Source organism: Niabella terrae (assembly GCF_054783135.1).
In genome coordinates this window covers 102678-127619 of the sequence record NZ_BAAGRD010000014.1, presented here as the reverse complement: position 1 = coordinate 127619, position 24942 = coordinate 102678, and the positions used below count along the sequence as shown (strand labels likewise).

The 24942-nt window shown below is 48.4% G+C and carries 23 protein-coding genes; 14 read left to right on the top strand and 9 right to left on the bottom strand.

From position 1 onward, the window contains the following. Positions 1-230: 230 nt before the first annotated feature. On the top strand, positions 231-1448 hold the full coding sequence (gene lysA / locus ACYVI9_RS14720) for a diaminopimelate decarboxylase (RefSeq protein ID WP_460765785.1): 1218 nt from the start codon (positions 231-233) through the stop codon (positions 1446-1448). 10 nt (positions 1449-1458) lie between these two features. Here lysA and ACYVI9_RS14715 read toward each other — a convergent pair whose 3' ends face one another. From ACYVI9_RS14715 to ACYVI9_RS14690, 6 genes are all read right to left on the bottom strand, one after another. Continuing rightward, positions 1459-1965, bottom strand: coding sequence for a GNAT family N-acetyltransferase (locus ACYVI9_RS14715; RefSeq protein ID WP_460765783.1), 507 nt, complete (start codon positions 1963-1965; stop codon positions 1459-1461). Positions 1966-2042: 77 nt separating this feature from the next. Continuing rightward, on the bottom strand, positions 2043-2519 hold the full coding sequence (locus ACYVI9_RS14710; protein WP_460765780.1) for a hemerythrin domain-containing protein: 477 nt from the start codon (positions 2517-2519) through the stop codon (positions 2043-2045). A 25-nt stretch (positions 2520-2544) separates the two neighbouring features. Next, positions 2545-3252, bottom strand: coding sequence for an iron-sulfur cluster repair di-iron protein (gene ric, locus ACYVI9_RS14705; RefSeq protein WP_460765777.1), 708 nt, complete (start codon positions 3250-3252; stop codon positions 2545-2547). Between the two features lie 16 nt (positions 3253-3268). After that, positions 3269-4042 carry a class I SAM-dependent methyltransferase gene (locus ACYVI9_RS14700; RefSeq protein ID WP_460765774.1) on the bottom strand — a complete coding sequence of 258 codons (774 nt, stop codon included), beginning with the start codon at positions 4040-4042 and terminating at the stop codon, positions 3269-3271. Between the two features lie 69 nt (positions 4043-4111). After that, a complete protein-coding gene (locus tag ACYVI9_RS14695; RefSeq protein ID WP_460765772.1) occupies positions 4112-4570 on the bottom strand; it encodes a hypothetical protein in 459 nt (152 codons plus the stop codon). Between the two features lie 50 nt (positions 4571-4620). Then, the gene (locus ACYVI9_RS14690) at positions 4621-5055 is read right to left on the bottom strand and encodes an RrF2 family transcriptional regulator (protein ID WP_460765769.1); all 435 of its coding nucleotides are present in this window, start codon (positions 5053-5055) and stop codon (positions 4621-4623) included. Between the two features lie 209 nt (positions 5056-5264). Between ACYVI9_RS14690 and tgt the strand changes: the two genes are divergently transcribed. From tgt to ACYVI9_RS14660, 6 genes are all read left to right on the top strand, one after another. After that, a complete protein-coding gene (gene tgt, locus ACYVI9_RS14685; protein ID WP_460765766.1) occupies positions 5265-6404 on the top strand; it encodes a tRNA guanosine(34) transglycosylase Tgt in 1140 nt (379 codons plus the stop codon). 112 nt (positions 6405-6516) lie between these two features. Further along, positions 6517-7620 (top strand): LptF/LptG family permease, encoded by a 1104-nt coding sequence (locus ACYVI9_RS14680; protein WP_460765763.1) that lies wholly within the window; start codon positions 6517-6519, stop codon positions 7618-7620. Positions 7621-7813: 193 nt separating this feature from the next. Then, positions 7814-9139 carry a citrate (Si)-synthase gene (locus ACYVI9_RS14675; RefSeq protein WP_460765760.1) on the top strand — a complete coding sequence of 442 codons (1326 nt, stop codon included), beginning with the start codon at positions 7814-7816 and terminating at the stop codon, positions 9137-9139. A 150-nt stretch (positions 9140-9289) separates the two neighbouring features. After that, on the top strand, positions 9290-9565 hold the full coding sequence (locus ACYVI9_RS14670) for a YtxH domain-containing protein (protein WP_460765758.1): 276 nt from the start codon (positions 9290-9292) through the stop codon (positions 9563-9565). A 120-nt stretch (positions 9566-9685) separates the two neighbouring features. Continuing rightward, positions 9686-10027, top strand: a complete 342-nt coding sequence (locus ACYVI9_RS14665) for a phage holin family protein (protein ID WP_460765755.1) — start codon at positions 9686-9688, stop codon at positions 10025-10027. Then, positions 10020-10439 carry a hypothetical protein gene (locus ACYVI9_RS14660; RefSeq protein ID WP_460765752.1) on the top strand — a complete coding sequence of 140 codons (420 nt, stop codon included), beginning with the start codon at positions 10020-10022 and terminating at the stop codon, positions 10437-10439. The genes ACYVI9_RS14665 and ACYVI9_RS14660 overlap by 8 nt, the downstream gene beginning before the upstream one ends. A gap of 17 nt (positions 10440-10456) precedes the next feature. On the opposite strand, the gene tyrS is transcribed toward ACYVI9_RS14660, so the two are convergent. Further along, complete coding sequence (gene tyrS / locus ACYVI9_RS14655; protein ID WP_460765749.1) at positions 10457-11734, bottom strand: tyrosine--tRNA ligase; 1278 nt, start codon at positions 11732-11734, stop codon at positions 10457-10459. A 247-nt stretch (positions 11735-11981) separates the two neighbouring features. Here tyrS and ACYVI9_RS14650 point away from each other — a divergent pair, with 247 nt between their 5' ends. From ACYVI9_RS14650 to ACYVI9_RS14640, 3 genes are all read left to right on the top strand, one after another. After that, positions 11982-13124, top strand: coding sequence for a putative type IX sorting system protein PorV2 (locus ACYVI9_RS14650; protein ID WP_460765746.1), 1143 nt, complete (start codon positions 11982-11984; stop codon positions 13122-13124). Continuing rightward, the gene (gene porU2 / locus ACYVI9_RS14645) at positions 13121-18172 is read left to right on the top strand and encodes a putative type IX secretion system sortase PorU2 (RefSeq protein WP_460765743.1); all 5052 of its coding nucleotides are present in this window, start codon (positions 13121-13123) and stop codon (positions 18170-18172) included. The genes ACYVI9_RS14650 and porU2 overlap by 4 nt, the downstream gene beginning before the upstream one ends. 75 nt (positions 18173-18247) lie before the next feature. Next, complete coding sequence (locus tag ACYVI9_RS14640) at positions 18248-19168, top strand: glycosyltransferase family 2 protein (RefSeq protein WP_460765740.1); 921 nt, start codon at positions 18248-18250, stop codon at positions 19166-19168. On the opposite strand, the gene ACYVI9_RS14635 is transcribed toward ACYVI9_RS14640, so the two are convergent. Together ACYVI9_RS14635 and ACYVI9_RS14630 are read right to left on the bottom strand one after the other, a co-directional pair. Beyond that, positions 19139-19840, bottom strand: a complete 702-nt coding sequence (locus ACYVI9_RS14635) for a hypothetical protein (RefSeq protein WP_460765737.1) — start codon at positions 19838-19840, stop codon at positions 19139-19141. The two genes, ACYVI9_RS14640 and ACYVI9_RS14635, sit on opposite strands and share 30 nt — an antisense overlap. Positions 19841-19926: 86 nt before the next feature. Then, a complete protein-coding gene (locus ACYVI9_RS14630; RefSeq protein WP_460765734.1) occupies positions 19927-20856 on the bottom strand; it encodes an SMP-30/gluconolactonase/LRE family protein in 930 nt (309 codons plus the stop codon). A 380-nt stretch (positions 20857-21236) separates the two neighbouring features. Here ACYVI9_RS14630 and rplK point away from each other — a divergent pair, with 380 nt between their 5' ends. The 4 genes from rplK (at position 21237) to rplL (ending at position 23568) form a co-directional block, all read left to right on the top strand. Beyond that, positions 21237-21680, top strand: a complete 444-nt coding sequence (rplK, locus tag ACYVI9_RS14625) for a 50S ribosomal protein L11 (protein WP_460765732.1) — start codon at positions 21237-21239, stop codon at positions 21678-21680. A gap of 41 nt (positions 21681-21721) precedes the next feature. Beyond that, positions 21722-22414, top strand: coding sequence for a 50S ribosomal protein L1 (gene rplA, locus ACYVI9_RS14620; protein ID WP_460765729.1), 693 nt, complete (start codon positions 21722-21724; stop codon positions 22412-22414). 56 nt (positions 22415-22470) lie between these two features. Beyond that, complete coding sequence (rplJ, locus tag ACYVI9_RS14615; protein ID WP_460765726.1) at positions 22471-23001, top strand: 50S ribosomal protein L10; 531 nt, start codon at positions 22471-22473, stop codon at positions 22999-23001. 189 nt (positions 23002-23190) lie between these two features. Then, entirely contained in the window at positions 23191-23568 is a 378-nt protein-coding gene (rplL, locus tag ACYVI9_RS14610; RefSeq protein ID WP_460765723.1) for a 50S ribosomal protein L7/L12, read from the top strand. Positions 23569-24942: the final 1374 nt, after the last annotated feature.

Sequence of the window (24942 nt, the reverse complement as noted above, 5' to 3'; positions counted from 1 at the left end):
ACGAGGATAATGACGACGATGATGACGACGATGACGATGACGGCAATGGCAATCTGAGTGAGGAATTGGAAGATGAACAAGAAGCAGAGAAGCAGCAGGAACGTCCATAGGGAGGCACTGATCAACCACAGTGCAGAACCCGAACCGGCGCTGCCTGAAGAATACAAATATTATTTTTAAAAGGAAGCGCAGTATATCAGATACTGCGTTTTTGATATCCGAAATAGAGAATGGCAGCATCACTAAATAATGAGCAGTTATTGCAAATTGCCGGAGCGTTCGGCAGCCCGCTTTACGTATATAACGCAGATAAAATACTGGAACAATTTAACCGGCTGCAAACCGCGTTTAGCGGAACGCAAAAAGTTCGTTTTTTTTATGCGTCAAAGGCATTAACCAATATCAATATATTAAAACTGTTAAAGGCGGCCGGTTGTGACGTGGATTGTAGTTCTATCAATGAAGTTAAACTGGCCCTGCACGCAGGTTTTGAACCGTCCCGTGTCCTGTATACCAGCAATGGTATTGGCTTTTCTGAAATTCAGGAAGCGCAGGCGCTGGGTGTGATTATTAATATCGACAGTCTGTCGAACCTGGAAAAATTTGGAAAGGCCTATGGTGGCAGTTATCCGGTAGGGGTCAGGCTTCGCCCCAATATTATGGCCGGAGGCCATCTGAAAATTGCGACTGGTCATGATAAAAGCAAATTCGGGATTCCCGTGGATCAATTGGAGGAATTACTGGCCATAGTAGCTGAGTACCAGATGCAGATAACCAATCTCCATGTACATACCGGAAGTGATATCAAAGATCCCGAAGTCTTTATTCAGGGGATTCAGGTGCTGTTTGAGTTGTTGGACCGGTTCCCCGATTTAAAATCTGTTGACCTGGGTGGCGGATTCAAAGTGGCCTATAGGGACGATGATGCTGCCATCGATGTTGAAGCGCTGGCCGCCCGTGTGCTCCAGACATTTGCAGCGCACGAACGGGCACGTCATCTGGAAATCTGGTTTGAGCCTGGAAAATTTCTGGTGAGTGAAAGTGGTTATTTTATTACACAGGTAAATGTACTGAAACATACTTCCAACGTAAACTTTGCAGGGGTCAACAGTGGCTTTAATCACCTGATACGTCCAATGTTTTACGATGCCTACCACCGCATTAGAAATATCTCCAATGCCGAAGCGCCGTTACGGGAATATGCCGTGACGGGCAATATCTGCGAGACGGACAATTTTGCCTGGGGGCGTTCACTGCCTGAAATTCGTGAGGGCGATTATCTGGTATTTGAGAACGCCGGGGCTTATGGATTTGAAATGTCTTCGCGGTATAATTCCCGGTTCCGCCCTGCAGAGGTACTGGTTCAAAATGGCCAGGCGCGGTTGATCCGCCGCCGAGAAAATTTTGAAGATTTGCTGAGCGGTCAGGTACTGGATGACCCCCGCTGACAGCCCTTGCCTAGATTTCCAGCTGAAATAAACTCACAGTAGCATTTTGGTAATGCAGGGGTAACCGATCGCTATTGGTCAGGGTTTTCAATCCCAAAAAATCAAAGCCACATCTGCCGTAATGGTCGATCAATCCTTTATTTTCACCTACGGTATCCATGCGCAGGTATTTTTTTTGATGAAGCCTGCCATAGTCCCGGGCCCATTCGACCAGCTGCCCCACCAGCTGCTGCCCCCGGAAATCGGGATGGGTTACGATGCGATGAATATATATGGCGGGATCACTGTTTAACGCTTCCCAGATCTCCGCGTCGGAATCAGTGGTGGCCCAGATACAGGCGGTCTGCTCTTCGATTATCATCCGCCACTGTCTTTGCTCCCGGATCTCGTTGGCTACCATCGACCGGTCAAAGCCCTGCCACTGGCTGACTGCTTTGCTTTTTTGCAGCGCTGCGGCGTATGCATAAAACTGAAAGATTTCATCGATATCTGCGCTGCTGCTGTTTTTAATTTCCATTTTGATTGCGGCAATAAGGGTTTTGGGGATCTACTGTTTTGTAATTTTTCAAAATTAAGCATCTGCGGACGACCAGACTATTTTGGACCGGCCGTTGACGCCCAGAAATTGTCGCTGTAACCATCCACGAAGAGTTCCCGGTCCAGCTTTGCTGCTATTGCTATAGCCTGCCTGTTGGCTGCTTCCTGGATCCGGGTGAACAGCTCCCTTTCTTCAAATCGAATATGCGCCTGCAGTTCTTTTATGATTGCCTGGAGGGTGCTGCTGTTTTCTGCTGCCCTCGTAAACAGGTGCTCCAGGCGGCGGTGTTCCCGAATCGCCTGTAATACGAGGGGATGCCCGGTTGCCAGCAGGGGAAATATATGTATTTCCTCTTCCGCAAAATGATCCCGGAGCTGGTGGTTCCAGAACCAGCGGACATATTTCATCATTCGGGGGATTGCCACCTCTGATCTGAGCCCCTCTTTAAGTTTCCAGCAGGCGAGTAGTCCGTGATGATGATCCCGGCTAAAGGATTGCAGGGCGGCATGCCTTTTAATGGGCAGATTATTCATAAATGCTGCTTTAGATCCGGCCGGCTTAGTTGCCGCTTTCCCAGGCGATGGACTTGGGAAAAAGTATATTATTTTCCAGGTGGATATGCAGGTGCAGGTCCTGTTCGAATTCCTGTAAAAGTGCATAAGTAGTCCGGTAGGTATTGCAGGCATCGGCCGGTGGCGTATAGTTACGGGTCAGACTGGCAATTTTCCGAAACCTTTCGCCTTCTGAATCGTGCTCTTCCAGCATCACCTGAATCGGATTTTCAATTTTTCCGAAAGGAGCCGCCACCGGTCTTCCGGCTTCTATCATTTTACGGATATGCGGAAAAAGAACTTTTTCTTCTTTCTGCATATGCACCGTCAGTTCGAGTGCCGAGGCCTCGAAAAGTTCCTGCACTGCACCCAATTCCGGATGCCGCCCGCCGTGTACCCGCACGACTTTGTCCAGAAATGGGCTAATTTCTCCGATACGTTTTCTGACATAACGGTGGTGTTTTTTTTCAATGTAATCGGCCAGCAGGTCCAGGGGCCAGCTGTCATAATTGGCATGCGTCGTGGTCTGGGTGGTTGTCGCCTCCTGGAGCTCGGCGATCAGGAGTTCAGGAGCAAGCTGTTCCCGGCTACAGGCATCGCCGATGCTGGTATTGCCGTTACAGCAAAAATCTATCTCGTGGTTTTTAAAAACCGCTGCGGTACGATAGTCCGATGCGACCAATTGTCCGATGACGGTATCTTTTGTAATATTCATGATGGTATAATTTAGTTTATAATTTTTCTGCAATAATTACAATGGCATTCAGGTGGGTGCGATGCCTTTGAAAAACCTGCCGCATCTTCAGTATCCTTTTTCTTGCGGCGGGATGACTCAGGATATTCCAGCCAATTTTTAAAGTACGCCAGAAGCCTTCATCCTGAAGGATGCGGCCAGGTTCCAGCAGGGCCATCGGGTGAGTATGAATGGCTTTGACTTTGAAACCTTCCTTTTCCAATAATGATTGCCATTCCGCAGCGGTAAGCGGCCGTGCATTTACTTTGATCGCTTCGGCTAGGTCCCGCTGAATCCGGACTTTCAGATCAGCATCAACATCTTTCAGCCCCAGTTCATGGATGGCATACAGTCCCTTGTGAATCAGAATCCGGTGCGCCTCCCTGATGATCTCGGATTTGCGGTGATCCGCCTGCATGGTCAGCATGGCTTCTCCGTATACCTTGTCTTTGGACTGACTGGCCAGGCCGGTATCAGCGGCCGATCCCTGCCGGAACCTGATATGGGGTCCGCGGAGTCGGGATGTCAGGAAGGCAACAGCGTCCCGGTCCGCATCAATACCGATATAGGATTCGGGATGGTCTTTCAGAGCCAGGGTGGCGGTATAGCCTAGTCCGGGAGCCAGTTCAACGATCCGGTCCGCCGGGCTGATGGCCAGCCCGCTGATTAATTTCCGGGTGAGCGCCCGGCCTCCGGGGCGCAATACTTTTTTACCCATACTGGCCAGGATCCAGTGACCCTGCGCTTTGGCGAAATCCTGTGCTTTAATCATGATCGTAATATTTAAATGAATTGATATTTTCCTATAGCCAGGGGAAATCAGCGGCCGATGCGGTAGTGATCAGCCAGTGGCCACCAGGGGCGCTGCCGTTTTAAACAGGGAACAACCAAACCAGAAAAGACTCACGATTTTGATGATTTCGAGTCCCACATACCAGAAATGCAGGGAGGATGGAGGCAGTACAGCACCCTCAATATGCAGCTGTGCCCGGAGATCCAGCGCGGGCAGCAGCCAGATTGTCTGGATGGCGATAATGACCAGAGGCACAAAATAAGCCAGGTGGCCGATCCGCAGCAGGGGTTGCCGCGATAGCAGCAGACTGAGCAGAATGATGAATACCAGTACCCATTCTACCTTATTCAGTGCGCCGAATACCAAACGGCCAATACCCAGACCCAGTGCCGTGGTTACACCCGGCGCCCGGAATTTCACCCAGGCCTCCATAAAACTGATCGCGCCTACAAAACCGATCCATAGAAAACTGCTGATAATGGCTACCGGTAACTTTGCTGTTGTCATATATGTGGAATTTTTGAGTTGTAATTGAATGGATTCCTGGAGGAATGCCGTTAACGAACCAGAATGGAGCTTCCCGATCGGAGTTGCGTAGCCAGATCGTACACGGAGATTGTTTCCAGCATTTTTTTTAAGGAGTCCCGGATCTGGAAAAAATGGTCATGCAGGGGGCAGGGGGCAGCTGCATTGCATTCTTTAAGTCCCAGGGCGCAGCCATTGTAGACCGCATCACCGTCGATCGCGTGAACAATCGCGCTGATCCTGATCTGTTTCATCTTGGCCGGCGGAATTTCAAACCCACCATAAGGTCCCTTGACGGATTGTACCAGGCCCAGCCGGGTCAGGGTCCCCAGAATTTTAGCCGTAAAAGCTTCGGGAGAGTCTGTCTGACGGGCGACATCGCCGAGTTTCACCCGTTCATTTTCGAGGGATCGGGTGGCGATATAAGTCATGGCCTTGATGCCGTATTCGCAGGCTTTTGAAAACATGGTAGGTAATTTTCAGTACAAAGGTAGGAAATTTTCTATTTCGGACAAATTTGTCCGAAATAGAATTTATTTATTTTTTTGCCCCGCTGCCCAGCCGAAAACGCATCAACCGTAGTACCGAAATCACCATCGGATTTAGATCATCAAATTTGTTCGGGAAGGCCTTTCGCCTGCCTGCAGCTGCCAGGAATCGATTACTTTTGCGCCTCATGGCGACATTAAGTTTTAGTTTGGAAAAGAAGGATACCGCTTCCGCTGCAAGGGCAGGGCTGATGACCACCGACCACGGCAGTATTGCCACACCGGTTTTTATGCCGGTAGGCACGGCAGGCAGTGTCAAGGCAGTTACCCAGCAACAACTGGAACAGGAGGTAAAAGCCAGAATTATTCTGGGCAATACTTATCATCTATACCTGAGACCGGGCATTGAAGTGCTGGAGGCCGCCGGCGGCCTGCACCGCTTTAATCACTGGAACCGGCCCATCCTGACCGATAGTGGGGGCTATCAGGTGTTTTCCTTATCCGGCACCCGGAAGATTAAAGAGGAAGGTGTTACTTTTCAATCCCATATTGATGGCAGCCGGCATTTGTTTTCCCCGGAAAGGGTAATGGATATCCAGCGCAGTATAGGTGGTGATATTATGATGGCATTCGACGAATGTCCTCCGGGCGGCAGTGATTACAGCTATGCCCGTAACAGTATGGAACTGACCCATCGATGGCTGGATCGCTGTGTTGCACGATTCGGGGAGGTTCCTGATAAATATGGATATACCCAGAACCTTTTTCCCATCGTACAGGGAGCAACATTCAGGGATTTAAGAAAACAGTCCTGTGAATATATTGCGTCTAAGGAAGCGCCCGGTAACGCCATCGGCGGATTGAGTGTAGGTGAACCGGAACCCGTGATGTACGATATCTGCGACTGGTGCTGTCAGCACCTGCCGGCAGACAAGCCGCGCTACCTGATGGGCGTGGGTACGCCCTGGAATATTCTGGAATGCATTGGACTGGGCGTGGATATGTTTGACTGTGTGATGCCGACCCGCAATGGCCGCAACGCCATGTTGTTTACGACCCGGGGCGTGATCAATATAGACAATAAAAAATGGCAGTATGATTTTTCTGCGATCGATGAGGACCTTCCCTGTGAAATGAGCCGGTATTATTCCAAAGCTTATTTAAGACATTTGTTTAAGGCGGGAGAACTGTTGGCATTCACCATCGCCAGTGTGCACAATCTCTCCTTTTATCTGTGGCTGACTGATCAGGCCCGTGCCCATATTTTGGCGGGCGATTATGCCGCCTGGAAAACGGAAATGATTCCGCGATTGAAAACACGATTGTAAGAAGGGCCCACAGGTGATTTAAAAAGGGGATGGGTGGTCAAATTCAAAAAGCGTCCTAAAATCCCCGGGGCTAAAAATTTAAAAGGTAATTTAGGCTATTTTTGTCCCCTGCATGAAAATCCTGGACTGGTTTATAATAAAACGCCTGTTGGTCACTTTCGTATTCTGTATGCTGCTGTTTACGGTAGTAGCCGTTGCCGTCGACAGTAGTGAAAAAACGGATGACTTTGTTAAAACGGGGCTCAGCAACTGGGAAATTTTTACGCAGTATTATATCGGTTTCATTCCTTTTATCTGGAGTTTGTTATTTCCTCTCTTCGTTTTTATTGCCGTGATCTTTTTTACCAGTAAAATGGCCATGCGTAGCGAAGTGATTGCCATTCTGGCCAGCGGTACGACTTTTAACCGTTTTTTGCGCCCCTATATTGTAGGTGGATTTTTTCTTGCGGCCATTCTTTTCGCGGGGCGGTATTATTTTATTCCCAAGGCCAATGTGATCTATACCAATTTTATGCAGCAGAAGCTGGATAAACACAATCCTTTAAAGAACCGTCAGGAAACCAACTGTTTTAACTGTTTCTTTAAACGCATAGACAGTACTTCCTATATGGAAGTCAAGAATTACAATATTGAAACCAGGAGTAGCGGGCTTTTTTCCATGCAGCGGGTAAAGGATGGCAAAGTTATTTATAATCTTCGTGCCGAGTCCATCCGTTGGGATACCACAGGTGGTAAGAATCGATGGGTGGCTGTGAATGCCGTCGAGAGACAGGTGGACAGCCTGGGCGAACGTTTGAAAAAGTATCCGGAGAAAACTGTCCGGCTCAATATCCTGCCATCCGAACTGATCCATGACGAATACCAGAAAGACAAACTCACCACACCGGAACTCAAACAGTTTATCAGGAAAGAGGCATTGCGGGGTACCGAAGGTCTGAACTCTTTAAGAGTGGAACGTTATAAGCGCTCAGCGACTCCCTTCACCGTGCTGTTACTGACTTTTATCGGGGCTGTAATAGCCTGCAGAAAAACCCGGGGCGGGAGTGGGCTGCACCTGGCATTGGGGATCGTGATCGCCGCGATATTTATCATTGCCGATCAGTTTTCCACGGTATTCTCCGTCAAAGGGAATTTTCCACCTCTGTTGGCTGCCTGGCTGCCCAATCTGTTTTTTAGTATTGTGGCCATCCGGCTATATCAGACTACCCCAAAGTAAAGGAGGTAATCCCGGGCGGGGCCGACGCCTCCGGATCCATTTTGGACAGCCGTTTTTCCCCGAATAATTTGCGCAAACGTTTCCGCTTTTTTGAGCTGTTAAATCTGCAATATAATTTGCTGAACCACTTGCCATTAATTATCTTTAGCGCGGTTGCTTGCCATACAATCAATAAGTTAATATTTTAAGTGTTATGGAAATGCTGAAACAAAAGTTTAAGGAGCAGGCGGATAAGATGAGTGAAGAGATCAAGCTGATGCTTAAAGAGCATGGCGACAAAGTCATTGATGAAATCAAACTCTCTCAGATATACCAGGGTATGCGGGGTATGATTGCGTTGATCTCGGAAACTTCCCTGCTGGATGCCCAGGACGGAATACGGTTCAGAAGGCATTCGATCGATGAATTGCGTGACAAATTGCCCAAAGTTGCCGGTGGTAGTGAACCCCTGCCGGAGGGGCTTTTTTACCTCATGCTGGTCGGTGAAATCCCCACGCAACAGGATGTGGAGAATCTGAGCTCCATTCTGCAACGTCGAAGCCATGTGCCGACTTATGTGTTTGATACCATGAAGGCCCTGCCCAAGGATACCCATCCCATGACCATGTTTGTCGTAGGTATCATGGCCTTACAGGGTGAAAGTGTATTTGCAACAAAATATGCCGATGGCCTGAACAAGAAAGATTACTGGGCCGCCACTTTTGAAGACACGCTGGACCTGATCGCACGTATTCCCCATATTGCAGCCTATGTATACCGGCGTAAGTACAAACAGGGTAAGCCGTTACAGCCAGACGGTCTGTTAGACTGGGCCGGGAATTTTGCCCATATGCTGGGATACGACAATGAAGAGTTTAAAGAACTGATGCGGCTCTATATGGTGATCCATGCCGATCATGAAGGTGGCAATGTGTCCGCCCATACAACCCATCTGGTGGGTTCGGCACTCAGCGACCCCTATCTGAGTTATGCTGCGGGAATGAATGGACTGGCAGGGCCCCTGCACGGGCTGGCCAACCAGGAAGTTATTAAATGGATTTTTGAAATGCAGGCTGCCCTGGATACCGACGAGCCGACGACGGAACAGATTAAGAGCTATGTGGAGAAAACCCTGTCTGAAGGTAAGGTTGTACCGGGTTACGGTCATGCCGTACTTCGGAAGACGGACCCCCGCTTTACGGCACAGATGGAATTCGGTAAAAAACATATGCCGGATGACAAACTGGTCAATACTGTATGGCGGATCTATGAAACCGTACCCGATATTCTGCAGTCCCTGGGCAAAGTCAAAAACCCCTGGCCGAATGTAGATGCTCATAGTGGTGCCTTGCTGGTACATTACGGCATGGTCGAATATGAATATTACACCGTATTGTTTGCGGTCAGCCGGGCCCTGGGTGTCCTTTCAAGCCTATGTTGGGACCGCGCCCTGGGTATGCCACTGGAACGACCCAAATCGGTAACCACGGCAGCAGTTAAACGTTGGCTGAATAAAGAAGTGGCGCGTCTGGGAGACTAATCCGATACAAAACGCTGATCCTAAAATATTTGCTAAAATCGCCGGAATATGTTATATTGGGGATATGAGGCGGGAGAAATACCAGTTTGGTATGATTTTTTAGGTGGTATACTGGTAAGATTATTTTTCTTGACACAAAAAAAATAAATTATGAAAAACAGGGACAAGATTTTATTAGGTATACTGGGTGCCGCTGCTGCCGGCGTAGCTGTCGGATTATTGTTTTATACCGAGGAAGGTAAAAAGACCAGAACCAGAATCAAACACAGGACTGATGACTGGGCGGATTCCCTGGGCAGTCTGATTGCTTCTGGTAAAGAGAACCTCTCTGACCTTTCTCATAAAGCAATGGACAGAGCAAAAAGCGGAATGAAGAAAGCAAAAACAAAGGCCAAAGACGTATATTCAGATTACTCGGAAGAGTAAAAGAGCGACGGCTCTTTCAATTTCTTTAAAGGAGTTGCCGGTAGTTGTATTTTCGTTCCTTGCGGATGAAAACCAAATTGCAGGCTACTTTTTGTTTAATTCACCGGTTAAACAGGTGCTATGTTTCAAATCAAAGAAAAGATAGAAGAAATCGTTTCCTCAGCTGAAGAAGTGACCAAGGATTATTACCGGCTTTCGGTGGTACGTGTCGCGGATAAGGGGAGTAAGCTCGGGGCCTCGCTGATTATTGCGGTACTCGCTTTTGGCTTATTCCTTTTTGCCTTACTGTTTGCCTGTATGGGGCTGGCCTTCTGGATCGGCCGCTATTTTGAAAGCCCCATGCTGGGTTTCTTTATTGTATCGGGCGGCCTGTTTCTGATTTTGATTATCATTCTGCTCTTAAGCCGCAAAGTATTACTGCCACTTATTCGGGACATTATAATAAGTAAAATTTATGACTAAGCCTGTGATCAGAAATTATGAGGACCTGATGGCGGAAAAGCAACGGCTGAAGCAAAATTCCAAAGAAAGCCGTCAGCAGATTTCGGCGTCCTTTAATGCCCTTAAAGATGAACTGAATCCTTTTGATGGGATACGTCATACCGTCAAAGAGGCGTTCAGCGGCGACAAAACCAATCCCGTAGTGAAACTGGGGATCAGGAAAGCTACCGATTTGGTGTTCAACAAATTTCTATTAAAAAATGCCCCCTGGCCATTAAGGCTGTTGCTGCCGCTGGCCGTTAAGGAAGTGGCGGGCCGCCTGATAGGAGACAAGCCCGATAAGAAAACAGCCGCGCTCCTGCACCGGCTTGCAGCAAAGATCAGAGGATCCCGTCCACCTGGTCCCCCCCGCCGTTCCAGGCGCCGGGCCTGAACCACAACAGCGGGCCCTTACTGTACTTGCACCAGGTAATAATTTTTCTTTCCTTTTTGTAATAACAGGTATTTGTTATGCAACAGGTCCTTTGTTTGTACCAGTTGCTGTACTTCGGAGATTTTCCTGCGATTGAGCTGGATGCCGCCACCCTGGATCAGTTTTCGGGCTTCACCCTTGCTGGCTGTAATGCCGGTGGTGGCCAGCAGATTCACGATATCTATGCCCGCGTCGAGTGCGCCTGCCGTCAGGCTGAGTTTTACCACGCCTTCCATACCTTCCAGGTCTTCGATACCCATGTCTTCCGCGGCCTTGTTCTGATCGGCGAACAATTTTTCTGTGGTCGCCAGCGCGGCCTCAAAGGCGGCCTGACCGTGAACGAAGCTGGTTACTTCCCGGGCCAGGGTTTTCTGCAACCGGCGTTGCGCCGCGTCCTGCCGGTGGGCAGTCAGCAGGGCATCGATGTCAGGCTGCTCCAGAAAGGTGAAAATCCGGATCCAGTTTTCCGCATCGGCGTCACTGGCATTCAGCCAGAACTGGTAAAACTGGAAAGGACTGGTCTTTTCAGGGTCCAGCCAGACATTTCCCTGTTCCGTTTTGCCGAATTTGGTACCGTCGGCTTTTTTGATCAGCGGGCAGGTGAAGGCAAAAGCTTCGCCCTGCGCCTTGCGCCGTATAAATTCCGTCCCGGTGGTGATATTGCCCCACTGGTCACTGCCACCCATTTGTAATTTACAACCGTGTTGGGTATATAAATGGTAAAAATCGTAGCCCTGCATCAGCTGGTAGGCGAATTCTGTGTAACTGATGCCGACTTCGCCGTCGAAACGCTTTTTTACGCTGTCTTTGGCCATCATGTAATTGACCGTGATATGTTTTCCTGCATCTCTCAGGAATTCCAGGAAGGAAATATCTTTGAACCAGTCATAATTATTGACCAGGATGGCCGCATTGTTACTGGCGGGATCAAAATCCAGGTATTGTTCCAGTTGCTTTCTAATGCCGGCCACATTTTCCGCCAGTTGTGCTTCGGTCAGCAGGTTTCTTTCTTCACTTTTTCCACTCGGATCGCCTACCATTCCGGTAGCACCGCCCACCAGGACAATCGGCCGGTGGCCTGCCCGCTGCATATGTACCAGCAGGAGAATCGGCACCAGGCTGCCGATATGCAGGCTGGTAGCGGTTGGATCAAAGCCAATATATCCTGTTGTGATTTCTTTGTTCAGTTGCTCCTCAGTACCGGGAATCATGTCCTGCAGCATTCCCCGCCATCTTAATTCTTTAATTAAATCCATAGCCGCAAAAATAAGTTTTTAGCTTTCGTCTTAGGGAATATTTTACCCCGGGTGTTGAATTAGGCCATTGTTTAGCCGGTAATTGTTAATTTCGCAAGAGTCCGGTATTTCCTGGGCGGGAAGCCTGTCCTGTAAAGGCGGACCTGTGGATTTAGCGTGGCGCAAGTAGCGGATTTGTCAGGTGGCTAACCCAAAACAGGTCATCGAAATTGGTCCTGAAAATGAAATGAGAAAATAAAACTGTTTCGTGATATCCGGAAAAAATAAAACTATTTCTGTACTTCTGATTCTTGTCCTGCTGGCAGCTTATCCGTCAGCAGCCCAGTTTCGTAAATATTCCAATGAATTTCTCAATATTGGCGCCGGGGCAAGAGGCCTTTCTATGGGTAGCGCCCAGGCCGCTTCAGTCAGTGACGGTACTTCCGGTTACTGGAACCCTGCCGGTTTGTCCCAGATGGACCGTCCCCAGATAAACCTTATGCATGCCGAATATTTCGCAGGAATTGGTAAATACGATTTTATCAGCGGCGTACTGCCAACAACCAATGAAAAACGGGTCCTGGGATTTACGGCGCTGCGTTTTGCCGTGGATGATATCATGAACACCCTGTTTCTGGTAGAGCCTGACGGTTCCCTGAATTATAATAATATCCAGCCTTTTTCCAGCGCCGATTATGCCTTTCTGCTTTCCTACAGCCAGCAACTGAAAAAAACAGCAAAACAGCAGGTTCATTTTGGGCTGAATGCAAAAATCATTCACCGCAGCGTTGGTAAATTTGCCAAAGCCTGGGGATTCGGGCTGGATGCAGGTCTTCAGGTGCTGACGGAGCAATGGCGCTTTGGTGTAATGGCCAGGGATATTACCACTACTTTTAACAGCTGGGCATTCTCCTTTACGGAAAAAGAAAAAGAAGTCCTTTACCTGACCAATAACGATATACCGGTAAAATCCACTGAGCTGACTTCGCCACGGCTGACCCTGGGGGCTGCCCGTTGGTTCCGGATCGGTGAGCGTTCCTCGATCCTGGCAGAAACCGATCTGGACCTGACCTTTGACGGCCGGCGCAATACAGTCATCAGTGGAGACCCGGTTAGTATAGATCCAAAGATCGGCCTCGAATACGGCTACCGGGATATTTTCTTTGTCAGGGGCGGGATCAATAATTTCCAGCAGGGCCTGGCGGACGGGGATACCCTGAATCAGAAAAAAGTATGGATCTACCAGCCCAGCGTAGGGGTGGGCTTCAAAATAAAATCCCTGACAGTGGATTATGCTTTTGCCAATCTGGCCAACCAGTCCAACCCGCTGTTTACCCATGTTTTCTCACTTAAAATTGATATTGACCGCAAAAGAAAGTTACTGCCTTTTGAAATAGTTCAACCCGAATGAAACGGCTTTTATTCATAGTATTCGCCTGGAGCTCGCTTGCGGCCGGTGGTCAGTCCTTCAATAATGAATGGATTAATTATGGTAATACCTATTATAAGTTCAAGATAGGAAGCACCGGCTTGTACCGGATCCCCCAGTCTGTGCTGGCAGCTGCCGGTCTGGGTACTGCAGATGTCAGCCAGTTACAGTTATGGCGCAACGGCGTGGAACAACCAATGTATACGTCTGCCACCAGCGGGATATTGGGTAGCGATGGCTATATTGAATTCTGGGGCCAGGCCAATGATGGCCAGGCAGATCTGCCACTGTATCGCAATGCCGCTGATCAGATCAATGATACCCGGAGTCTGTTTACCGACAGTGCCAGTTATTTCCTGACCATTAATACGACAACTGCGAACAGAAGGTTGGAGACCACGCCCAATACCATTCCGACAGGGGTGGGCCGGGAGACCTATTTTATGTATACAGCAACGGTACCGGTTAATGAAGTCATCCACCCCGGTCAGCCCTATGGTTCCGGCTCGGAAGCCCTGTATACATCTTCCTATGAACACGCAGAAGGCTGGACAAGCTCGGATATCGCAGCCGGCAAGACAAGGATATTTAGTCTGACGAATCTGTTTCCCTATCAGGGCAGTGGTGCACCCGGCGCGACCATAAGACTTCATGCCGTTGGCAATGCACCTACTTCAAGGACCCTGCAGCTTCAGGTTAATAACAGCCTGTTGGTGGACAGTGCATTGAACCAGTACAATTATGCCCGGTTTGTAAAACCGGTGGCACTAAGTCTGCTTACCAGCGGTACCAATCAGCTGGCGGTCACCAATACCAGTGATCAGGGCAACAGCCGGCTGCGGGTGGGGCTACTGGAACTGACTTATCCCCGCAGTTTTAATTTCGGCGGTGCCAGCAGCTTTCATTTCCGGCTGGATGGCAGCAGCACAGGAAAGTATCTGGAAATTACAGGATTTAATTATACGGGTACGCCCGTCTTGTACGATTTGGCCAATGGAAGACGCTACCTGGCCGAGATCACGGATCCGGCGATCCTGAAATTCTATTTGCCTGCATCCGGTACCCGGGAACTGGTGTTGACGAGTCCGGCTTCTACAGGAACGATTGCGGCGCTCGAAGCCCGAAATTTTACCAATTACCTGACTTCGGCCAATCAGGGCAACTACCTGATCATCACCCATTCGGCCATCCTGACCGGTGCGAATGGCAGCCAGCCTGTGGAAGCTTACCGGGCCTATCGCAGTTCTGCTGCAGGCGGGGGCTTTCAGGCCCGGATATATATGATTGATCAGCTGATTGATCAGTTTGCCTTCGGCATCAAGCAGGATCCGCTGGCAGTACGTAATTTTATTCGCTGGGCCCGTCAGCATTTTTCTGTGCCGCCGGCCTATGTGTTTATTGCCGCCAAGGGAGTGAAATATACTTCTGCCCGTACCTATGAATCGGCTCCGGAAATGGCCCGACTGAACCTGGTGCCCACATTCGGAGATCCGGCCTCCGACGTGCTGCTGGCTGCGGAAGGCAGCAGTTCGGTACCCCTGACGCCGATTGGCCGTGTGCCGGTGATCAACGGCAACGAGCTGACCATCTACCTGGAAAAAGTAAAGGAATACGAAGCAGCACTGGCATCCCCCGCGGCGTCGATCAATGAAAGCAACTGGAAGAAACAGATTGCCCATATGATCGGCGCCAATGATCAGCCTACAATCGATTATCTGTATATGCTGCTCAACCAGCAAAAGCCTATTATTACCGATACACTATATGGCGCGCAGGTGACCGATTTTGTTAAGAGTGATAATTCAGCGACCCAGCAGTCCAATGCCGTGAAACTGACAGCTTTGATCAACAGTGGCCTTGCTTTCCTTAATTATTTCGGGCACTCGGCGAGTAATGTTCTGGGATTCAATCTGGATGATCCCGCCAATTATACCAATAATGGAAAGTATCCGGTATTTAATATGATGGGCTGCAATGTGGGCGACATCTTTATTTATGACAAGAACCGCCTGAACCTGTACCCGACGATTTCTGAAAAGTATGTTTTTGCACCTGAACGTGGATGCATCGCCATGCTGGCGGGCACGGCACTGGGTTACCCTTCCGTACTGGATCGTTATAACCGGGAGTTTTATAAACTGCTGGCCCGGGAAGATTACGGCGCTTCGCTGGGCACATTGATGCAACATACCATCATCAACACCTTCGAGTCGGTCAACGGCGAATCCCACCAGCTACAACGCTCCCAATGTGAAGAGTTTACCCTGAACGGCGATCCGGCCCTGCGCCTCTATCAGTTTGACAAGCCTGATTATGCGATAGAAGACCAGCAGCTTCGGGTGGATCCTGCTTTTATCTCGGTGGCCGAAACGGGTTTTGACGTACATGCTACCCTATACAATCTGGGTAAGGCCCCGAACCTGCCGCTGATCGTTGAATTGAAACGAACTTATCCGAACAATACCGTGCAGCTGGTTAAAAGAGACACCATTCAGGGACTGCGGTACAGCGATTCACTGAGCTGGCATCTCGACATCGATCCCCTTCGTGACAAAGGCCTGAATAAACTGACCATTACCCTGGATCCGCTGAACAGTATTGACGAATTGTTTGAAACCAATAACAGCGTTACCAAGGATGTCTTTATTTATGAAGATGAATTAAGGCCGGTATATCCCTATCCCTATGCCATTGTTACCGGGTCGCCTGTCGTTTTTAGCGCCTCAACCGCCAATCCGCTGGCAACGCAAAGGGAGTATATCATTGAAGTGGATACGACGGCAGTTTTCAATTCTTCGATGAAACGTACGCAGACAAAGACAGCGGCCGGCGGTGTCGTGGAATTCAATCCAACCGTGAGTTTTACCGACAGCACGGTTTATTACTGGCGGGTGGGTTCCGTTCCCACCGACGGCGAACCTACGAAATGGAGCAGTGCTTCCTTTACTTATATCGGCGGCGGCCAGCGTGGCCTGAGCATGTCGCATTATTATCAATGGCTGCAGAATGAATTTGTCGATATGAAACTGGATAGCAGCCGGCGCCGGTTCGAATTCGATGAGCGGCAAACCAGCCTTTCCGTAACGACCGCCATTGGTACCCTGAATTCAAATGAACAGGCCTCCAACTTCCAGTTAACGGTAGAAGACCGGGTCGACCAGCGGGGCTATATCCGGCCGATTGCTGCTCAGGCCAATTGCTTAAGGTTTTATCTGATTGAGAACAACCAGCTGGCGGCCGTAAAAAATCAGGTTCAGGGATCCTCCGGGATGTACGGCAGTTACAGCCCGGTAGCACTCAACAGCGCTGCCGTTCCCTGGTTCTTCCAGTTTGATATTGCAACTGCTGAAGGGAGAAACAAGGTGATGCAATTTCTGGATTCCATACCTCAGGACTATTATTATATCCTGACCAACAGCCCCCGGGTCTCGACGGTGGTTCCCAATATCTGGAAGACAGATGGACCTGCGGGTACGACGCTCTACGACAAATTTGCCAGTATGGGCATCCATTTCGGAGAAGCCGACAGTGTCTACCTGCCTTTTGCATTTATCATGCAGAAAGGGGATACGACAGCAATTGCCCGGCGGATTGCCTCCAACCCCGGAGACGTGATTTCGCTTACCGCATATATTACGGCCAAACATCATGTCGGTTCCATGACATCGCCCATACTGGGCCCGGCCGGTGAATGGAAGACTTTATTATGGAATGGCAGTAGTATGGATGCCATTGATACCGATATAACTTCCCTGCAGTTGACCGGTATCCGGAAAAATGGAACTGAAGAGGTTTTGCTGACAGGCATAACACCGGACCGGCGGGAAGTAGATATTTCTCAGATCAGTGCGGCTGATTACCCTTATTTAAAATTAGGGCTGGCACTGGAAGATTCGTTGCGCCTGACACCCTTTCAACTTAGCAACTGGAGCCTCCTATATACACCTGTTCCGGAAGGTGCCATAGCGCCTAATCTGTTTTTTGAGTTTAAGGATACCCTGGACGCCGGTGAGCCCCTGGGGGTAGGTGTGGCTTTTAAGAATATCAGCGATTTCGATTTTGACAGTCTGAAAGTCAAACTGACCATCCGGAACAAAAACAATATTGAAACCCGAATGGAGGTACCCCTGCAAAAAGCTTTGATTAGTGGTGATACTTTACGATTCCAGGTGCCGGTCAGTTCCACTGCATTTACCGGAATGAATCAACTTTATCTGGAATTCAATCCGGACCAGGCACAGCCCGAACAGTTCTCGTTTAATAATTTTCTGTATAAGAATTTCTTTGTAAGGGGCGATACACTGAATCCTTATATGGATGTGACTTTTGACGGCGTGCGTATTCTGAACCGGGATATTGTTTCCAGTAAACCCGACATACTGATTACTTTAACCGATGATGCACAGTACCTGTTACTCAATAATAAAGATCTGGTACAACTGCAGCTCCGCTATCCGGACGGCAGTCTGAGAGACTATGATTTCAATAGCGATACCCTGGTATTTACACCACCGGGCGAAGGCAGTAATGCGGCGAATACCGCCACCATTCACTTCCGACCACATTTGATGGAAGACGGTATGTATGAACTCATTGTAAGCGGTAAAGATAATGCCGGAAACACAGCGGGGGATATCTCTTATAAAGTATCCTTTCAGGTCATCAATAAGCCGATGATCTCCAATATGCTGAATTATCCCAATCCCTTTACCAGTTCAACGGCCTTTGTATTTACCCTGACCGGTTCAGAAGTGCCGCAGAATATCCGGATACAGATTTTGACCATTACCGGAAAGATCGTTCGCGAGATCACCAAGGCCGAGCTGGGTCCCATACGGATCGGACGCAATATCACAGAATTCAAATGGGATGGCACGGATATGTATGGTCAGAAATTGGCGAATGGCGTCTATCTCTACCGGGTACTGACCAACCTCAATGGTAAAGGTCTGGATAAGTACAAAGCCAAAGAGGATAATACCGACAGATACTTTAACAAGGGGTATGGTAAAATGGTCCTGATCCGATGAGCAGGCCGGGCAGTTTTAAGGGATAGTTTATAACTGACGGACTGGCCTGACTTCTGTTCATCAAAGACTTCAACGATGTTGTTTGATATTATCATACCAACTTATAATAACCTGGAAGAACTGAAGCCCTGTCTGGAGGGTCTCGCATCCCAGGAGCTTCGGGATTTTAAGGTCTGGATCTGTGTGGATGGTTCTACAGACGGAACCCTGGAATATTTCCGGTCCGATCCCGTATATGCCTTTTCTTATCAGGTACTGCAGCATCCCGGTAATGAAAACCGGGGCCGTGCAGCGACCCGTAATCTGGCCCTCGGGTATCTGAAGGCAGATTATGTGGTGCTGCTGGATGCGGACCTTTGTCCCCGACCGGATTTTTTAAAGCGCCATCTGGAAATAGTGCAGCTCCGGCAGGTGTCGGTGGGCGCAGTGGTTTATGCACCGGGAGGTATCTGGCGGGATTACCTGCAGGCTAGAGGCATGTACCGTTATGAGGCCAGGGCCGGGCTCCCTTTTCAGTATTTTGAGAGTGGCAATGCGGCAATGGCCACTGATATTTTTCTTGGATCAGGAGGTTTTGATGAAAAATTTACCGGTTATGGAGGGGAGGATCTGGAACTTGCTGCCCGGATTTTCCAGCAATACCATCCGGGGTTTATTTATAACCCCGGAGCGACGGTGACGGGTAAGATGAATAAAAGCCTGGCAGAGGGACTGGAACAACGCCGTGTTTTTTCCGGCAGCGGTCTGCGTTATATCGAGCGCAAACATCCCCAGCTGGACGATATTTTTAAGCTGGGCTTTTTAAGGAGTCCCCGGGCGGGCTTGCTGTATACCCTGCTACCGGAAAAGATCCTGGAAAAACTGGCCGAGTTAAGGCTGTTGCCAGCGCCATTCCGCTGCCGGCTGGTTCATTTACTGGTATTTGCCCATATGTACCGTGGCTATCGGGAAGGAGGAAATCTTTTATCAGGCAGTCGCACCCTTCACCAGCCATGAGAGTCCGAAAGCTTCAATGGCCAGTGTTTCCATCCAGAATGTGAGATGCAGACGGCTGTAGTCCGATTCTGGTATGCCACCCAGATAGCCACCCCAGAAGATCATAAGCAGTGCCAGCACCATGACCAGGGCGCAGACCCGGTAAGTGCGGTTGCGCCGTTTCTTGGCCGCAGATCGGTGGGCGGGTGCCTTGGACGAGCGGGTAAATACGAAAAAGGACAATGCCGCCAGACAGAGCAGAAACAGGGCGGCAGCTATATAATGAAATAACGCTCTGAAAGTTCCGGTTTTAAGTACGGTGACGGCATAGCGGTAATCGGCGTCACAACAAATATCAGTTATATTATAGGTCGGAAACAGCACCAGGCAGAGTGCCGAAAATCCGGCGGCGCAGGAGAGGTAGAAATCAATGGGCTCTTTCCCTTTGTAAATAATCAGGAAAATGGCCAGCAGACTGACGACCATACAAAATAGACTGGCGGCCCGGGTAAAATAATAATGGCTCAGTGAATCCAATGGTGCGGTATAGCCGGTGTCTGCCAGGGTAAAAAAATACAGCAGCAGGGGAAGGGCCATGCCCAGGATGCCCACCAGTTTACGCAATGTTTTCTGTTGGGTAAGGCCGATTTTCTCCGCCTCACTGAAATCAGGTTTGAGTGTAGCAGGTTTCATATGGATTTGGTTTTAAGGCCGCAACCGGATACTTCGGCTGCGATTATTTACTATTATTTCATTTAATAAAATATTGATTATTAGTATTAATTGCCTTTTACATTCATTTTAAGTGTATATACAGAAGGCCCCGCGGTAATGAAAAGCAGGTCCCGCTTTTTGCCGGCAAAGCAAAGATTCCCTACCCATTTTTCAGGGACCGGAATAAAGGCGATTCGATGGCCCATACTGTCCAGAACGGTGACGCCCTTACCGCTCAGGTAAAGATGGCCTTTTTCATCCAGGGCAAGACCATCAGAACCCTGGGCCACAAAAAGGGTTTTATCAGTCAGGCGGCCATCGGGCAGGATGCGATAACGGTAGGTCTTCTGATCTCCCAGATCTGCCACAAACAGGTACCGGCCGTCGGCTGTGCCGATGATCCCGTTAGGCGTAGTCAGGTCGTCACAGACCACCATGGGGCTGCTGGCGCCCGGTGGCAGATAATAGACCCGTTGCTGGTTTTGCTCCGGCATCTGATGCTTCCAATAATCCCTTCGGTAAAACGGGTCGGTAAAATAAATGCCACCCTGGCGGTCAATCCACAGGTCGTTAGGACCATTGAGCCTTTTGCCCTCCACTTTACCTAATAGCACTTTCACCGTCAGTCCCCGGGAATCAATCGACCAGATCTCATTGTTTTCATCAGCGCAGGCAATAATATTACCAAGGGTGTCAATGGCCAGGCCGTTGGCGCGGCCTGCCGCTGATTTGAAATTCCAGAGTATGGTGGTTGCGGGATCATAACGCCAGATCTTATTGTCGGGCTGGTCGGTAAAGTATACCCGTCCCTGCCCGTCAGCCACCGGACCCTCGGTGAAATGGAAGGTGTGTTGAATCCGGGTCAGGGCAGCTGAATGTCCCGAAACGATCCCCAGAGAGTCAAAAAAGGCAGGCGCCTCAGGCTGGCCCACAGCCTGCAGTGCTAGCAGTCCTGCCAGCAGGCAGGTACCAACTGTGATCCGGTAGATTTTCATATTGTGAATATAATCATACCCCTGCAAAATGCAGATCCCTTTTGCAGGATTTCCGTTAATCGGGGAGGAGTTAACCGTAAAATATTGATAAAGAGTATATTTGTGCAGTTGTGGTTTGCCCCATGGTGGGGAACAGGCGGCAGTAATCCTTACTAAATGAGATCAAAAATAAAAAACCCTGAAATTTCACCAAATCAAAAGCTTTTGCTACTTTTGCAGCCCCAATTAGTTCTTTTAACGAAAGTGATGGCTCGGAATGTTAGTTGTAATCAGCTGCATCTGCTGAGCCAAAACTGATCCCGGTTTTCCCGGGAAGAGGAATTTGGGAGTTCAGTTGCCCGGTTGGCAGCAGAACGTTTGAACCAATAAATCATTAAAAAATGGCAAAAGAAATCACCGGCTATGTAAAGCTGCAGTGTAAGGGTGGACAGGCCAATCCTGCACCTCCGATCGGTCCGGCGCTGGGTTCCAAGGGTATTAATATCATGGAATTCTGTAAGCAGTTCAATGCGCGCACACAGGACAAACAAGGGAAAGTTCTCCCCGTATTAATCACCGTTTACGCAGACAAGAGTTTTGAATTTGTAATTAAAACACCTCCGGCAGCTGTCCAGCTGATGGAAGCGGCTAAAATTCAGAAAGGTTCCAAGGAAAGCAATCGTGTCAAAGTAGGTAAAGTATCCTGGGAGCAGGTTGAAGCTATCGCAATAGATAAGATGCCTGACCTGAATTGCTTTACAGTTGAAAGCGCGATGAAAATGGTTGCCGGCACTGCCCGCAGCCTGGGCATCACAGTTGAGGGAGCTGCTCCCTGGGAAAACTAAAGCCCGGTAAGAAACTTTCCAAAATCTTTAAAAGAATTACAATGGCTATTACTAAAAAAAGAAAAGTTGCAAATGCGAAAGTTGCTGCCGATAAAGCGTATACGCTGAATGAGGCTTCCGCATTGGTAAAAGAAATAAATACAGCAAAATTTGATGCTTCGGTTGACCTGCACGTTCGTCTGGGTGTTGATCCCAAGAAAGCAGATCAGGCCATCCGCGGTACAGTTACCCTGCCCCACGGTACAGGTAAAACCAAAAGAGTATTGGTACTCTGCACTCCCGATAAAGAAGCAGATGCACAAGGTGCAGGCGCTGACCATGTAGGTCTGGATGAATTTATCCAGAAAATTGAAGGTGGCTGGACGGATGTTGATGTTATTATTGCTACTCCGGCTGTGATGCCTAAAATTGGTAAACTGGGTAAAGTACTCGGTCCCCGTAACCTGATGCCCAACCCCAAAACAGGTACCGTAACCAATGATGTGGCTGCGGCAGTAACTGAAGTGAAAGGTGGTAAAATTGCCTTTAAGGTAGATAAAGCAGGAATTGTTCACGCATCCATCGGACGGGTAAGCTTTGATCCTGAGAAACTGGCCGCTAACGGTCTGGAACTGATCAATGCACTGGTTAAAGCAAAACCGTCTACTGCCAAGGGTACTTACCTGAAGGGCATCAGCATGGCAAGCACCATGAGCCCTGGCATCGCACTGGATACTAAATCATTTGTTCATTAAGCCGCAACGGATCATCTTAAAGGAAGCGCCAGGCGTCTTAAAAAAATATCTTAACAATGACTAAAGAACAAAAAAACGAAGTGATCGAAGTCTTAAAGGACAAGTTCACTCAATATAATAACTTCTATATCACCGATACCGAATCGCTGAGTGTAGAACAAATTACAAAACTGCGTCGCGCCTGCTTCGACAAAAATGTCGAAATGCGTGTCGCCAAAAATACACTGATCAAAAAAGCACTGGAATCAATTGATACCGATCGCTATAATGATGTGTATGGTTCACTGCACAAAGTGACCGCTTTGATGTTCTCTGAGAACCCCAAAGAACCCGCTGTCATCCTGAGTGCTTTCCGTACAGAAAGTAAACTGGAAAGGCCGGTTCTGAAAGCTGCTTTTATAGATGGTAGCGTATACGAAGGTGATGAGAACCTGAAAGCGCTGACTACCCTGAAAAGCAAACAGGATCTTATTGGTGAGATCATCGGTCTGCTGCAGTCACCTGCGAAGAATGTTATTTCTGCACTGAATGCAGGTAACAAACTGGCTTCGCTGGTAAAAGCACTGGAAGCAAAAGCGGCTGAATAAGCCTGCCCGATAAGTAGTTCTTTTTAAGTTCAAAAATATTCCGGTAGGTTGGTCACTAAAATGGTAATCAGCGCCGGTATCCCAAGCCTTCGGGAATTTAGTGAAGGCAAATTTATAACCCTCCGCCGGAGTCCGGTATCCTGAATTATTCGGGAGGCACTATGAAGGCGGTTATTAAAAAAATGTAAAATGGCAGATTTAAAAGCATTTGCAGAACAGTTAGTAGGACTGACTGTCAAAGAAGTAAACGAGTTAGCTCAAATTCTGAAAGAAGAGTATGGCATCGAGCCTGCTGCTGCTGCAGTAGCTGTTGCTGCTGGCCCTGCTGCCGGTGGTGCTGCTGCCGCTGAAGAAAAAACAGCTTTTGACGTTATCCTGAAATCTGGTGGCCCTAACAAGCTGAACGTAGTTAAAATCGTTAAAGATTTAACTGGTTTAGGTCTGAAAGAAGCCAAAGAATTAGTTGATGGTGCTCCCAAGCCTATCAAAGAAGGTGTAGCTAAAGCTGAAGCTGATGAAGTAGCAGCAAAACTGAAAGAAGCTGGTGCTGAAGTAGAAGTAGCTTAAGATTCTTTCTTCTGAAATAAGTAAAGGTCCCGGTTTTCCGGGGCCTTTTTCTTTAGTGCGCCCGGCATGTTGCATTTCTAGGAGGTGTGAGACCTGTATTGGCCCGGTAAGGGGAACAATTAGCTTCAGCGGCAAGGGTGCCCTGGGTGACCAGGGATCTGAAGGAAGCCGAAGGCAAAACGCCGACCTGACGCACAGGAATCGTATGAGGCCCGTTGTCTGGATGAGGGGACTAATATCTCCAAAGTCCGATACTTACCCGGAAAGACAACTGGTAAATACGGTAGGTATAAGCGTGACAGAAATGCATCTTACCCGGGGAGACCTGACAGTCGGTTTGCGGCAGGAACGCGCGGTATTCCGATCCGGGACAACAACAGTGGGGACACTGGTCTGAACTGTCAGAAGTCAGCCGAGGTCATAGTAAGCCCGAAACGAGCCCGTCGCCCGTAAAGGAGCCGAGGGAAGCCTCACAGCAAGGACGAAGGACCGAACCATTAACGAACGGATTTAACTCACGATTATAAATCAACAGTCCCTACTGCAACTATTAAGCCCTATTTGGGAGCCCGTTTTCTGGGCAACAGCTTCGGTTTTCGTCCGAACTGACGGGCCATAGGTAAACATCCAACGAGGAAGGCTTATGATATTTGCATAAAAATCTGTTTGGGGAGCGATTTTCTGGCTGCTTTTCTGATTCCGGTTAAAATCCTGAACTTTACTCTTATAAAATTAGTTCAGGATATATGGAGTCTTCAACATTACTACCGCGGGGTATGTTTTCAGAAGTACTAACCCAATTAAGAGATATTCACAGGCTTTGCTGACGTAATAGATTATTTGCAGGGAAATGTTTCTTTGGATGAGCTGTAAGAAAAATTAGGATGTAACGACTAAATCAGATTACTATGAGATACTTTTTGAGCTTAGTCTTAAAATTTCTAGCGGTATTGCTTATTTTGGTGCTGGTGTCATCAATACTCACCACGTTGACAGACTATCTACTATGCTTTCTAAATAACAAATCATGTCAGCATCGCTCATTTAGCCAAAGATTTACTTTTTACATAGCTTATACGATAGCTTATGCTTTTCGTTCTTGGTTTTTTTGCGTCATTATTTTTGGAATTATTGTTTGGGAAAAAAGCCCGTTGAGCTTTTTCTATTTTATGGCTTTAAGTGGTATCATAGGCTTGATATTTTCCTTTTTTACGAAAAGGTTTGCTTTTTCCATATACATAGAAAGGCCGGATAGGGAAATACGTTATATAGTTGTTACTACATTTACCATGCTATTGTTCCCAGTTATTTTGAGATTATTTAAGCGAAAAAATTTAGCAACTTCCGCAAAACAAGAATTCATTCGGGAATAAC

Coding starts and splice junctions, on each gene's coding strand:
- lysA (WP_460765785.1), top strand. CDS start 231: ATGGCAGCATCACTAAATAATGAGCAGTTATTGCAAATTGCCGGAGCG.
- ACYVI9_RS14715 (WP_460765783.1), bottom strand. CDS start 1,965: ATGGAAATTAAAAACAGCAGCAGCGCAGATATCGATGAAATCTTTCAG.
- ACYVI9_RS14710 (WP_460765780.1), bottom strand. CDS start 2,519: ATGAATAATCTGCCCATTAAAAGGCATGCCGCCCTGCAATCCTTTAGC.
- ric (WP_460765777.1), bottom strand. CDS start 3,252: ATGAATATTACAAAAGATACCGTCATCGGACAATTGGTCGCATCGGAC.
- ACYVI9_RS14700 (WP_460765774.1), bottom strand. CDS start 4,042: ATGATTAAAGCACAGGATTTCGCCAAAGCGCAGGGTCACTGGATCCTG.
- ACYVI9_RS14695 (WP_460765772.1), bottom strand. CDS start 4,570: ATGACAACAGCAAAGTTACCGGTAGCCATTATCAGCAGTTTTCTATGG.
- ACYVI9_RS14690 (WP_460765769.1), bottom strand. CDS start 5,055: ATGTTTTCAAAAGCCTGCGAATACGGCATCAAGGCCATGACTTATATC.
- tgt (WP_460765766.1), top strand. CDS start 5,265: ATGGCGACATTAAGTTTTAGTTTGGAAAAGAAGGATACCGCTTCCGCT.
- ACYVI9_RS14680 (WP_460765763.1), top strand. CDS start 6,517: ATGAAAATCCTGGACTGGTTTATAATAAAACGCCTGTTGGTCACTTTC.
- ACYVI9_RS14675 (WP_460765760.1), top strand. CDS start 7,814: ATGGAAATGCTGAAACAAAAGTTTAAGGAGCAGGCGGATAAGATGAGT.
- ACYVI9_RS14670 (WP_460765758.1), top strand. CDS start 9,290: ATGAAAAACAGGGACAAGATTTTATTAGGTATACTGGGTGCCGCTGCT.
- ACYVI9_RS14665 (WP_460765755.1), top strand. CDS start 9,686: ATGTTTCAAATCAAAGAAAAGATAGAAGAAATCGTTTCCTCAGCTGAA.
- ACYVI9_RS14660 (WP_460765752.1), top strand. CDS start 10,020: ATGACTAAGCCTGTGATCAGAAATTATGAGGACCTGATGGCGGAAAAG.
- tyrS (WP_460765749.1), bottom strand. CDS start 11,734: ATGGATTTAATTAAAGAATTAAGATGGCGGGGAATGCTGCAGGACATG.
- porU2 (WP_460765743.1), top strand. CDS start 13,121: ATGAAACGGCTTTTATTCATAGTATTCGCCTGGAGCTCGCTTGCGGCC.
- ACYVI9_RS14640 (WP_460765740.1), top strand. CDS start 18,248: ATGTTGTTTGATATTATCATACCAACTTATAATAACCTGGAAGAACTG.
- ACYVI9_RS14635 (WP_460765737.1), bottom strand. CDS start 19,840: ATGAAACCTGCTACACTCAAACCTGATTTCAGTGAGGCGGAGAAAATC.
- ACYVI9_RS14630 (WP_460765734.1), bottom strand. CDS start 20,856: ATGAAAATCTACCGGATCACAGTTGGTACCTGCCTGCTGGCAGGACTG.
- rplK (WP_460765732.1), top strand. CDS start 21,237: ATGGCAAAAGAAATCACCGGCTATGTAAAGCTGCAGTGTAAGGGTGGA.
- rplA (WP_460765729.1), top strand. CDS start 21,722: ATGGCTATTACTAAAAAAAGAAAAGTTGCAAATGCGAAAGTTGCTGCC.
- rplJ (WP_460765726.1), top strand. CDS start 22,471: ATGACTAAAGAACAAAAAAACGAAGTGATCGAAGTCTTAAAGGACAAG.
- rplL (WP_460765723.1), top strand. CDS start 23,191: ATGGCAGATTTAAAAGCATTTGCAGAACAGTTAGTAGGACTGACTGTC.